Source organism: Streptomyces sp. ActVer, assembly GCF_027270795.1.
In the GTDB taxonomy this organism is placed as follows: domain Bacteria; phylum Actinomycetota; class Actinomycetes; order Streptomycetales; family Streptomycetaceae; genus Streptomyces; species Streptomyces umbrinus_A.
The window spans coordinates 1-11,721 of sequence record NZ_JAPWHT010000329.1; the positions used below are offsets into that span (position 1 = coordinate 1).

At 70.2% G+C, this 11,721-nt stretch carries 13 protein-coding genes; all 13 read left to right on the forward strand.

The annotated features are described in order from the left end of the window. Positions 1-939, forward strand: a 939-nt coding sequence (locus O3Q52_RS37565; protein WP_269653086.1) for a glycosyltransferase family 4 protein, incomplete at its 5' end; no start/stop codon positions are given. 15 nt (positions 940-954) lie between these two features. After that, positions 955-1,299 (forward strand): hypothetical protein, encoded by a 345-nt coding sequence (locus O3Q52_RS37570; RefSeq protein WP_269653087.1) that lies wholly within the window; start codon positions 955-957, stop codon positions 1,297-1,299. Positions 1,300-1,407: 108 nt separating this feature from the next. Further along, the gene (locus O3Q52_RS37575; protein ID WP_269653088.1) at positions 1,408-1,953 is read left to right on the forward strand and encodes a hypothetical protein; all 546 of its coding nucleotides are present in this window, start codon (positions 1,408-1,410) and stop codon (positions 1,951-1,953) included. A gap of 232 nt (positions 1,954-2,185) precedes the next feature. Continuing rightward, positions 2,186-3,109 carry a pyridoxal 5'-phosphate synthase lyase subunit PdxS gene (gene pdxS / locus O3Q52_RS37580; protein ID WP_269653089.1) on the forward strand — a complete coding sequence of 308 codons (924 nt, stop codon included), beginning with the start codon at positions 2,186-2,188 and terminating at the stop codon, positions 3,107-3,109. Between the two features lie 6 nt (positions 3,110-3,115). Next, a complete protein-coding gene (gene pdxT, locus O3Q52_RS37585; RefSeq protein WP_269653090.1) occupies positions 3,116-3,721 on the forward strand; it encodes a pyridoxal 5'-phosphate synthase glutaminase subunit PdxT in 606 nt (201 codons plus the stop codon). A 51-nt stretch (positions 3,722-3,772) separates the two neighbouring features. Then, positions 3,773-4,525 carry a YebC/PmpR family DNA-binding transcriptional regulator gene (locus tag O3Q52_RS37590; protein WP_055614442.1) on the forward strand — a complete coding sequence of 251 codons (753 nt, stop codon included), beginning with the start codon at positions 3,773-3,775 and terminating at the stop codon, positions 4,523-4,525. A 163-nt stretch (positions 4,526-4,688) separates the two neighbouring features. Then, a complete protein-coding gene (gene ruvC / locus O3Q52_RS37595) occupies positions 4,689-5,294 on the forward strand; it encodes a crossover junction endodeoxyribonuclease RuvC (RefSeq protein ID WP_269653091.1) in 606 nt (201 codons plus the stop codon). After that, positions 5,291-5,902: a Holliday junction branch migration protein RuvA gene (gene ruvA, locus O3Q52_RS37600; protein ID WP_269653092.1), complete on the forward strand. Its 612-nt coding sequence runs from the start codon at positions 5,291-5,293 to the stop codon at positions 5,900-5,902. Before ruvC ends, ruvA begins: the two co-directional genes overlap by 4 nt. 134 nt (positions 5,903-6,036) lie before the next feature. Further along, entirely contained in the window at positions 6,037-7,107 is a 1,071-nt protein-coding gene (ruvB, locus tag O3Q52_RS37605; RefSeq protein ID WP_190229292.1) for a Holliday junction branch migration DNA helicase RuvB, read from the forward strand. A 164-nt stretch (positions 7,108-7,271) separates the two neighbouring features. Further along, on the forward strand, positions 7,272-7,778 hold the full coding sequence (gene yajC, locus O3Q52_RS37610; RefSeq protein ID WP_269653093.1) for a preprotein translocase subunit YajC: 507 nt from the start codon (positions 7,272-7,274) through the stop codon (positions 7,776-7,778). A gap of 141 nt (positions 7,779-7,919) precedes the next feature. Then, positions 7,920-9,701, forward strand: coding sequence for a protein translocase subunit SecD (gene secD / locus O3Q52_RS37615; protein ID WP_269653094.1), 1,782 nt, complete (start codon positions 7,920-7,922; stop codon positions 9,699-9,701). 1 nt (position 9,702) lies between these two features. After that, the gene (secF, locus tag O3Q52_RS37620; protein WP_269653095.1) at positions 9,703-10,830 is read left to right on the forward strand and encodes a protein translocase subunit SecF; all 1,128 of its coding nucleotides are present in this window, start codon (positions 9,703-9,705) and stop codon (positions 10,828-10,830) included. Further along, on the forward strand, positions 10,827-11,366 hold the full coding sequence (locus O3Q52_RS37625; RefSeq protein WP_269653096.1) for an adenine phosphoribosyltransferase: 540 nt from the start codon (positions 10,827-10,829) through the stop codon (positions 11,364-11,366). Before secF ends, O3Q52_RS37625 begins: the two co-directional genes overlap by 4 nt. The last annotated feature ends 355 nt before the right edge of the window (positions 11,367-11,721 follow it).

Genomic DNA, 11,721 nt, shown 5'->3' on the forward strand with positions numbered 1-11,721 from the left:
CGGGTGCGGCGCTGGCTGCACGACGGCACGTTCGACGTGATCCACATCCACGAGCCGGCCTCGCCGTCCCTCGGCCTGCTCTCCTGCTGGGCCGCGCAGGGGCCGATCGTCGCCACCTTCCACACGTCGAACCCGCGGTCCCGGGCGATGATCGCCGCGTACCCGATCCTGCAGCCCGCCCTGGAGAAGATCAGCGCGCGCATCGCGGTGAGCGAGTACGCGCGGCGCACCCTCGTCGAGCACCTGGGCGGGGACGCCGTCGTCATCCCGAACGGCGTCGACGTGGACTTCTTCGCGAAGGCGGAGCCCAAGGCCGAGTGGCAGGGCGGGACGATCGGCTTCATAGGGCGTATCGACGAGCCCCGGAAGGGCCTGCCGGTCCTCATGAAGGCGCTGCCGAAGATCCTCGCCGAGCGGCCGGGGACGCGGCTCCTGGTCGCCGGGCGAGGTGACGAGGAGGAGGCCGTCGAGAAGCTCCCCGCGGAGCTTCGCTCGCGCGTCGAGTTCCTCGGCATGGTGAGCGACGAGGACAAGGCGCGGTTCCTGCGCAGTGTCGACCTGTACGTCGCGCCCAACACCGGGGGCGAGAGCTTCGGGATCATCCTCGTCGAGGCCATGTCGGCGGGCGCGCCCGTGCTTGCTTCCGACCTCGACGCGTTCGCGCAGGTCCTCGACCAGGGCGCGGCGGGCGAACTGTTCGCCAACGAGGACGCCGACGCGCTGGCCGCCTCGGCGGTACGGCTGCTCGGCGACCCCGCGCGTCGCGCGGAACTGCGCGAGCGGGGGAGCGCGCACGTGCGGCGCTTCGACTGGTCGACGGTCGGCGCGGACATCCTGTCCGTCTACGAGACCGTCACCGACGGCGCCGCCGCGGTCGCCGCCGACGAGCCGCACGAGCCGGGCGGCCTGCTGGCCCGACTCGGCCTGGTACGGGACTGAGCGGGAGGGCCGCACATGGAGCGGGAGGCACGTGATGCCCGGCGGGACGTACGTGACGTCCAGGAGGTGCCCCAGGAGGGCGCCAGGACTCCTCTGACGGCCGAGGAGGAGTCGCGCAGCCGCTCGGTCTTCGCCACCGAGATCGGCGCTCAGCTGGCCCGCCAGGGCTGGGCGGTCTTCCCCGCGCACACCCCGGAGGAGCGCATCCGGCTCTTCGCGGTGGCGCGGATCATCGAGCAGCGGCTCGGGTGCCGGGTCGAGGCCGTGCCGGAAGACATCTGCTCCATGCGGTTCACGGTCGTGAGCGCCGCACACGAGGTCGGCCCGGCGGCCGGGGCGTCCGGACAGCTGGACGCCTGACGCCCACGGCGGCACCCGGGTACCGCCTTCGGGCAGTTGGGCCCCTGATCGTCGAGTGGGCCGATGCCGGGGCGGGCGGCCCGGGGCGCACCGGTAGCGTGTGCGCCCGTGACCTCCACACTGATCTGGATCGTGGTCGCCCTCGTGGCGATCGGCCTCTACCTGAGCTGGACCGCGGGCCGGCTCGACCGGTTGCACTCGCGGATCGACGCGGCGCGGGCCGCGCTCGACGCGCAGTTGCTCCGGAGGGCGTCGGTGGCACAGGAACTGGCCACCTCCGGAGTACTCGATCCGGCCGCCTCGATCGTGCTCTACGAAGCGGCGCACGCGGCCCGCCAGGCCGAGGAGGACAACAGGGAGGTCGCCGAGAGCGACCTCAGCCAGGCGCTGCGGGCCGTCTTCGGAGAGGTCCAGCAGGTCCAGGCGGTGCAGGCGGTCCCCGGCGGCGAGGACGCGGCGCGCGAACTCGCCCAGGCCGTCCGCCGGGTTCCCATGGCCCGGCGCTTCCACAACGACGCCGTACGGGCGGCCCGCGCCCTGCGCCGCCACCGCAAGGTGCGCTGGTTCCGGCTGGCCGGCCACGCGCCGTTCCCGCTGGCCTTCGAGATGGACGACGAGGCTCCGGTCGCCCTCGCGGACCGCCCGGGAACGTAGTCCACGCGCGCGTGGACCCCGAAAAGGGCTTCCGGGCACAGGATCCGACGCCGTCGGCCACAGCACCCGACGTCCCTGGTCACAGCCCCGACCGCCCGGCCTGACCACGGGAAACGCGCCCGGAGGCCCGTAAAATGAGCCACCGCCTCCCCATTGGCCCTTGCAGTGGACTGGTCCTCAAGCGTTTCCTCGGTGTTTGCAGAAGCCCTCTTTCACCGAGTGAGGTCAACCCTTGTCCAGCACGCTCTCCACTCCCGCCCAGCCCACCGACACCCCTGCCACCGGCACCGCGCGCGTGAAGCGCGGCATGGCCGAGCAGCTCAAGGGCGGCGTGATCATGGACGTCGTCACGCCGGAGCAGGCGAAGATCGCCGAGGACGCGGGCGCCGTGGCCGTCATGGCCCTGGAGCGCGTGCCCGCCGACATCCGCAAGGACGGCGGCGTGGCGCGCATGTCCGACCCCGACATGATCAAGGGCATCATCGAGGCCGTCTCCATCCCGGTGATGGCCAAGTCGCGCATCGGCCACTTCGTCGAGGCCCAGGTCCTGCAGTCCCTCGGCGTCGACTACATCGACGAGTCCGAGGTCCTCACCCCCGCCGACGAGGTCAACCACTCCGACAAGTGGGCCTTCACGACCCCCTTCGTCTGTGGCGCCACCAACCTGGGCGAGGCCCTGCGCCGCATAGCCGAGGGCGCCGCCATGATCCGCTCCAAGGGCGAGGCCGGCACCGGCAACGTCGTCGAGGCCGTCCGCCACCTGCGCCAGATCAAGAACGAGATCGCCAAGCTGCGCGGCTACGACAACAACGAGCTGTACGCAGCCGCCAAGGAACTGCGCGCCCCGTACGAGATCGTCAAGGAGGTCGCCGAGCTCGGCAAGCTCCCGGTCGTGCTGTTCTCCGCCGGTGGCGTGGCCACCCCGGCCGACGCCGCGCTCATGCGCCAGCTCGGCGCCGAGGGTGTCTTCGTCGGTTCCGGCATCTTCAAGTCCGGCGACCCGGCCAAGCGCGCCGCGGCCATCGTGAAGGCGACCACCTTCTACGACGACCCGAAGATCATCGCGGAGGCGTCCCGCAACCTCGGCGAGGCCATGGTCGGCATCAACTGCGACACCCTCCCCGAGGCCGAGCGCTACGCGAACCGCGGCTGGTAACCACCCATGACCGATGTACCTGTCGTAGGTGTCCTGGCTCTCCAGGGCGACGTACGGGAGCACCTGGTCGCCCTGGCCGCGGCGGACGCCGTGGGCAGGGCGGTCCGGCGCCCCGAGGAACTCGCCGAGGTCGACGGACTCGTCATCCCCGGCGGTGAGTCCACCACCATCTCCAAACTGGCCGTCCTCTTCGGCCTGATGGAACCCCTCCGCGCGCGCGTGCGGGCCGGAATGCCGGTCTACGGCACCTGCGCGGGCATGATCATGCTCGCCGACAAGATCCTCGACCCGCGCTCGGGCCAGGAGACCATCGGCGGCATCGACATGATCGTGCGCCGCAACGCCTTCGGACGGCAGAACGAATCCTTCGAGGCGACGGTCGACGTGAAGGGCGTGGAGGGCGATCCTGTGGAGGGCGTCTTCATCCGCGCTCCCTGGGTCGAGTCCGTGGGTGCCGAGGCAGAGGTGCTGGCCGAGCACGACGGCCACATCGTCGCCGTACGTCAGGGCAACGCGCTCGCCACGTCGTTCCACCCGGAACTGACCGGCGACCACCGCGTGCACGGCCTGTTCGTCCAGATGGTGCGCGCGAACCTGGCTCCGGGGTCCTAGTAGGATTCCTGGGGTTCGTAAAGAGTTGGGTTACGCGAAGGAGACAGGCAGATGTCCGGCCACTCTAAATGGGCTACGACGAAGCACAAGAAGGCCGTGATCGACGCCAAGCGCGGCAAGCTCTTCGCGAAGATGATCAAGAACATCGAGGTCGCGGCCCGTACCGGCGGTGCCGACCCCGCCGGTAACCCCACGCTCTTCGACGCCATCCAGAAGGCCAAGAAGAGCTCGGTCCCGAACAAGAACATCGACTCCGCGGTCAAGCGCGGCGCCGGTCTCGAAGCCGGTGGCGCCGACTACGAGACGATCATGTACGAGGGCTACGGACCGAACGGTGTCGCGGTGCTCATCGAGTGCCTCACCGACAACCGCAACCGCGCCGCCTCGGACGTACGCGTCGCCATGACCCGCAACGGCGGCAACATGGCCGACCCGGGCTCCGTCTCGTACCTCTTCAACCGCAAGGGCGTCGTGATCGTCCCCAAGGGCGAGCTGGGCGAGGACGACGTCCTGGGTGCCGTGCTCGACGCCGGCGCCGAGGAGGTCAACGACCTGGGCGAGTCCTTCGAGGTCATCTCCGAGGCCACCGACCTGGTCGCGGTGCGCACCGCCCTCCAGGACGCCGGGATCGACTACGACTCCGCCGACGCCAACTTCGTCCCGACCATGCAGGTCGAGCTGGACGAGGAGGGCGCCAGGAAGATCTTCAAGCTCATCGACGCCCTCGAGGACAGCGACGACGTGCAGAACGTCTTCGCCAACTTCGACGTGAGCGACGAGGTCATGGAGAAGGTGGACGCGTAGCGCCGCCACGAGCCGCACGGGTTCAACGGGCCGACGGGACACACTCCGTCGGCCCGTCGCTTTGTCGGGCGTCGCTGGCAAGCGATGTCGGTGGCACCCGATAGCCTGCACAAACTGGGGGCACCTCCCAGCGGTAGCTGGGGGAGATCGAAGGAGGGGGCGGGTGCGGGTACTGGGTGTTGACCCCGGACTGACCCGGTGTGGTGTCGGTGTGGTCGAAGGCGTCGCCGGCCGGCCCCTGGCCATGCACGGCGTCGGTGTCGTACGGACGCCCGCCGACGCGGAGTTGGGGCAGCGCCTCGTCGCCATCGAGCAGGGCATCGAGCAGTGGCTCGACGAGCACCGGCCCGAGTTCGTCGCGGTGGAGCGGGTGTTCAGCCAGCACAACGTCCGTACGGTGATGGGCACGGCCCAGGCCAGCGCGGTCGCCATGCTGTGCGCGGCCCGGCGCGGGATTCCCGTGGCCCTGCACACGCCGAGCGAGGTCAAGGCCTCCGTCACCGGCAACGGCCGCGCCGACAAGGCCCAGGTCGGTGCCATGGTCGCCAGGCTGCTCCGGCTCGACGCGCCCCCGAAGCCCGCCGACGCGGCGGACGCCCTCGCCCTCGCGATCTGCCACATCTGGCGCGCGCCCGCCCAGAACCGCCTGCAGCAGGCCGTCGCGCAGAACCGGCTCCAGCAGGCCGCCGCCCTGCACGCGTCGAAAGCCGCATCGCGGCAAGCACCGAACCACGCATCGCAACGAGCACCGAAAGGCCGTACCGCATGATCGCCTTCGTCAGCGGCCCCGTCGCCGCCCTCGCGCCCGACTCCGCGGTGGTCGAGGTGGGCGGCATCGGCATCGCGGTCCAGTGCACGCCGAACACGCTCTCCGGACTCCGCATGGGCCGGCCGACCAAACTCGCCACCTCCCTCGTCGTACGGGAGGACTCGCTGACGCTGTACGGCTTCGCGGACGACGACGAGCGGCAGACCTTCGAGCTGCTGCAGACCGCGAGCGGGGTCGGCCCGCGTCTGGCCCAGGCCATGCTCGCGGTCCACAGCCCCGACGCCCTGCGCCGCGCGGTGTCCACCGGCGACGAGAAGACCCTCACCGCCGTTCCGGGCATCGGCAAGAAGGGCGCCCAGAAGCTCCTCCTGGAGCTCAAGGACCGCCTCGGCGAGCCCCTCGGCACCGGGGGACGGGCCATCGGCACACCCGTCACGGCCGGCTGGCGCGAGCAGCTGCACGCCGCGCTCATCGGCCTCGGGTACGCGACCCGTGAGGCCGACGAGGCGGTCTCCGCGGTGGCGCCGCAGGCGGAGGCGGCCGACGGGGCGCCCCAGGTGGGGCAGTTGCTCAAGGCCGCCCTTCAGACCCTCAACAGAGCGCGCTGAGCGCTCCGCCGGAGGCGTCGGTGATGAACCTGCGGGTCCGTTGTGGCTGATCGCGCAGTTCCCCGCGCCCCTTACGGGGCGCGCCCCACCCCATGCCCGTACGACCCCGACCCATCACACCGCGAGGCACACCAATGAACTGGGACGACACGGCCGACGACGACACCGCCGAGCGGCTCGTCGGTGCGTCCGCCGATCATGAGGAGCAGGCCGTCGAGGCTGCTCTGCGCCCCAAGGACCTCGACGAGTTCATCGGCCAGGAGAAGGTCCGTGAGCAGCTCGACCTCGTTCTTCGGGCCGCACGCGCGCGTGGCGCGACGGCCGACCACGTCCTGCTCTCCGGCGCCCCCGGTCTCGGCAAGACCACCCTCTCGATGATCATCGCCGCCGAGATGGAAGCCCCCATCCGCATCACCAGCGGCCCCGCCATCCAGCACGCGGGCGACCTCGCCGCGATCCTCTCCTCCCTCCAGGAGGGCGAGGTCCTCTTCCTCGACGAGATCCACCGCATGTCGCGGCCCGCCGAGGAGATGCTCTACATGGCGATGGAGGACTTCCGCGTCGACGTGATCGTCGGCAAGGGGCCGGGCGCCACCGCCATTCCGCTCGAACTGCCGCCCTTCACGCTCGTCGGCGCCACCACGCGCGCGGGCCTGCTGCCGCCCCCGCTGCGGGACCGCTTCGGCTTCACCGCCCACATGGAGTTCTACGAGCCCGCCGAGCTGGAGCGCGTCATCCACCGCTCGGCGAACCTGCTGGACGTCGAGATCGACCCCGCGGGAGCCGCCGAGATCGCGGGCCGCTCCCGTGGCACACCCCGTATCGCCAACCGGCTCCTGCGCCGCGTCCGCGACTACGCCCAGGTCAAGGCCGACGGCTTCGTCACGCGCGAGATCGCCGGCGCCGCCCTCGCCGTGTACGAAGTGGACAGCCGAGGTCTCGACCGCCTGGACCGGGGTGTCCTCGAAGCGCTGATCAAGCTCTTCGGCGGCGGCCCGGTCGGTCTGTCGACGCTCGCCGTCGCCGTGGGGGAGGAGCGCGAGACCGTGGAGGAGGTCGCCGAGCCCTTCCTCGTCCGCGAGGGGCTACTGGCCCGTACGCCCCGCGGGCGGGTGGCCACACCGGCGGCATGGGCCCATTTCGGCCTCACCCCGCCCCGGCCGTCAACCGGTGGAAACGGACAACAGGACCTGTTCGGGGCGTGACGGCGAGGGGGCTCGCGAGGTCAGGAACCCCGGTGCCATGCTGAGCGTTGTTCCTTGACGGCGGACTCGCTTAGACTCCGCCGATGCCGCCTTTGTCGGCGGCGTACATACCCCCATCCATCAGGCCGCTCACCATCGCGGTCGAATGAAGGAAGTTCCGTCCCGTGAGTCTCGTGACCCTCCTCCCGTTCATCGTGCTCATCGGGGCCATGTTCCTGATGACCCGGTCGGCCAAGAAGAAGCAGAATGCGGCTGCGCAGATGCGCAACGACATGCAGCCCGGCTCCGGCGTCCGCACGATCGGTGGCATGTACGCAACGGTGAAGGAGGTCAACGAGGACACGGTCCTCCTTGACGCAGGCCCGGGCGTCGACCTGCTCTTCGCGAAGAACGCGATCGGCGCGGTCCTCAGCGACGACGAGTACAACCGCCTTGTTCACGGCATCGAGCACGACCTGAAGGACGACGAAGCGGTCGTTCCGGACGACGCCTCCTCCCTCACCGAGACCGACGAGCCCGCCGACGATTCCGACGACAAGCCCATCGACCTCGGCAAGAAGGACGCGGCGGACACGCCCGCCGACGAGTCCGACGAGTCCGCCGACGCGGAGCCGAAGAAGGCCGATCAGGCTGACCTGAAGAAGTCCGACGGCGAGTCCGACGCGAAGTAGTCACGACCGGGGACCGCGGAGTGCGCCGCTCGCGCGCCGCGGTCCCCGGGACGTGTGGCTTCGCACGGAATCTCGACACCATTCATGCCCGTCCGCGCAGGTACTTCGGTAACCGGGCGGACGAAGAGGGAGAACGAGAAGGTGGCAGCACCTAAGAAGGGCCGACAGGGCACCCAGGGCAGGCCGGGGCGCACCTTGGCCCTGATCCTGATCGCCATCGTGGCGCTCACCGGCGGCATGTTCGCCTCCGGACACACGACGCCGCGCCTCGGCATCGACCTCGCCGGCGGTACGAGCATCACGCTCCAGGCGAAGAACGAGCCGGGCCAGAAGAACGCGATCAACCCGACCAACATGAACACCGCGGTCGACATCATGAACCGCCGTGTCAACGGTCTGGGCGTCACCGAGGCGGAGGTGCAGACCCAGGGCGACAGCAACATCATCGTCAACATCCCCAAGGGCACCAACTCCGAGCAGGCCCGGGAACAGGTCGGCACCACCGCCAAGCTCTACTTCCGTCCCGTCCTGACCACCGAGGTCTCCGGTGGGGACCCGGCGGCCAGCCCCTCGCCGAGCGCCTCCAGCAGCGCCTCCACGGGTTCGGACAAGGACAGCGACAAGGACAAGGCCACCGACAAGGACAAGGCCACCGACAAGGCCACCTCGTCCTCGTCCACGACCCCCTCGGCAACCTCCAGCACGCAGGGCCGCGCGGTCACCGACGCGCTGAAGGCCGACCCCACCCCGTCCGGGAGCGGTTCCGCCTCGTCCAGCCCGTCCGCCTCGCCGTCCGCGAGCACCGACCCGGCGACCGCCAAGCTCCAGGCGCAGTACACCGCGCTCGACTGCTCCAAGAAGACGGTCCGCGCGAAGGCCGGTGACGGCGTCAAGGCCTCCGACCCGACCGTCGCCTGTGGTCAGAACTCCCAGGGCCAGTGGCAGAAGTACATCCTCGGCCCGGCCGAGGTCGAGGGCACCGACGTCGACAAGGCCTCGGCCCTGTTCGACACCCAGGGTGCCGCGGGCTGGAAGGTCACCATGGACTTCACGTCCAAGGGAGCCAAGAAGTTCGCGAGCATCACGGGCAAGCTGGCGCAGAACCAGTCCCCGCAGAACCAGTTCGCCATCGTCCTCGACGGTGAGGTCGTCTCCGACCCGTTCGTCAGCCAGGCGCTGACCGGCGGCAGCGCGGAGATCTCCGGCAGCTTCAAGCAGCAGGAGGCCGAGGACCTGGCCAACATGCTGTCGTACGGCGCGCTGCCGCTCACCTTCACGGAGGCGAGCGTCACCACCGTCACCGCCGCGCTCGGCGGCGAGCAGCTGGAGGCCGGTCTGATCGCCGGCGCCATCGGTCTGGCGCTGGTCATCATCTACCTGGTGGCCTACTACCGGGGTCTGTCGCTCATCGCCATCGCGTCGCTGCTGGTCTCCGCGGTCATGACCTACGTGATCATGTCGCTGCTCGGCCCGGCCATCGGCTTCGCCCTGAACCTGCCGGCGGTCTGCGGCGCCATCGTGGCCATCGGCATCACGGCGGACTCGTTCATCGTGTTCTTCGAACGCATCCGTGACGAGATCCGTGAGGGCCGTACGCTGCGGCCCGCGGTCGAGCGCGGCTGGCCGCGCGCCCGGCGCACCATCCTCGTCTCCGACTTCGTGTCGTTCCTCGCCGCGGCCGTGCTCTTCGTCGTCACGGTCGGCAAGGTCCAGGGCTTCGCGTTCACGCTCGGACTGACCACTCTGCTCGACGTGGTCGTCGTCTTCTTCTTCACCAAGCCGCTGATGACGATCCTCGCCCGCAAGAAGTTCTTCGCGGAGGGCCACAGCTGGTCCGGCCTCGACCCGAAGCGACTGGGCGTCCAGCCGCCGCTGCGCCGTACCCGTCGCGTGTCCGCTCCCGTCGACACGAAGGAGGCCTGAGATGTCGAAACTCGGCACCCTCGGCGCCCGGCTCCACCGCGGCGAGATCGGCTACGACTTCGTCGGCAAGCGCAAGCTCTGGTACGGCATCTCCATCCTGATCACCATCACGGCCATCGTCGGCCTGGCGGTGCGCGGCTTGAACATGGGCATCGAGTTCCAGGGCGGCGCCGTCTTCACCACCGAGAAGACCAGCATCTCGGTGAGCCAGGCCGAGACGTACGCGGAAGAGGCTTCCGGCCACGACGCGATCGTCCAGAAGCTCGGCAACGGCGGACTGCGCATCCAGATCGCCGGCATCGACACCGGCAAGTCCGACCAGATCAAGCAGGAGCTCGCCAAGGACCTGAAGGTCGACGCGGAGAAGATCAACGCCGACCTGGTCGGCCCCAGCTGGGGTGATCAGGTCGCCAACAAGGCCTGGCAGGGCCTGGCGATCTTCATGGTCCTGGTGGTGATCTATCTGGCGATCGCCTTCGAGTGGCGGATGGCGGCGGCCGCGCTCGTGGCGCTCATCCACGACATCACCATCACCGTCGGCATCTACGCCCTGGTCGGCTTCGAGGTCACCCCCGGTACGGTGATCGGTCTGCTCACGATCCTCGGTTACTCGCTCTACGACACCGTCGTCGTCTTCGACAGTCTCAAGGAGCAGACCAAGGACATCACCAAACAGACCCGCTGGACCTACAGCGAGATCGCGGACCGCTCGATCAACGGCACCCTGGTGCGTTCCATCAACACCACGGTGGTCGCGCTGCTCCCGGTCGCCGGTCTGCTGTTCATCGGTGGCGGTGTGCTCGGCGCGGGCATGCTCAACGACATCTCGCTGTCGCTGTTCGTCGGCCTCGCGGCCGGTGCGTACTCCTCGATCTTCATCGCCACGCCGCTCGTCGCCGACCTCAAGGAGCGCGAGCCGCAGATGAAGGCCCTGCGGAAGCGCGTGCTCGCCAAGCGGGCCGCGGCCGCCGCGAAGGGCGAGTCCCTGGAGGCCCCGGTCGTCGACGAGCGCTACGACGAGGACGAGCCGGAGGACGCGACGCCCGCGGTCGTCGGACCGCGCGCCCAGCGTGCCCAGCCGTCGTCGCGCGGCAGGGGGCGCGGCCGGCCGTCGGGGAAGCGCCGATGACCGGTATCGAAGAGCTGCTGCTCAGCCGTATCCGTGACGTCGCGGACTACCCGGAGCCGGGAGTGATGTTCAAGGACATCACCCCGCTCCTGGCGGACCCGGCGGCGTTCACGGCGCTCACCGACGCGCTGGCCGAGATCAGCGTCCGCAGCGGCGCCACGAAGATCGTCGGCCTGGAGGCCCGCGGCTTCATCCTGGGCGCACCCGTCGCGGTCCGCGCAGGGCTCGGCTTCATCCCCGTACGCAAGGCGGGCAAGCTCCCCGGAGCGACGCTCGGCCAGACGTACGACCTGGAGTACGGCTCCGCCGAGATCGAGGTGCACGCCGAGGACCTGAGCGCGGACGACCGCGTGATGGTCATCGACGACGTCCTCGCCACCGGTGGCACCGCCGAGGCCTCGCTCCGGCTGATCCGCCGGGCCGGTGCCCGGGTCGCCGGCGTCGCCGTTCTCATGGAGCTCGGTTTCCTGGGCGGCCGCGCCCGGCTGGAGCCGGCCCTGGACGGAGCCCCGCTGGAGGCGCTGCTCAAGGTCTGAGCAACCCCTGGGGCGCCCGTACGACACGTCCTGGGCGCCTGTAGGACACCGCGGAGGCGGGCCCGGAGGAATCCGGTGCCCGCCTCTCGCGTTTCTCCGGTAGAAGGCGGTCTCACCGGCCGAAGGCGAGTCCGGAGCCCAGGATCGCTACCATGGGGTCTCCGGAGCCTGACCGGGGACCCGGATCGCGCACGAGGAGTCCTCTTGCCAGACGAGGCCCAGCCACTCACCGCCGCCAAGCCCGAGAAGTCCGCGGCGCCCGCAGGCACGCCCGCAGCGCCCGCGAGCGCGCCCGCGAAGAACGGCTCGTCCGAGCCCGCGGCCGGAGCCAAGGCGGCTGAGCAGCCACGCCCCG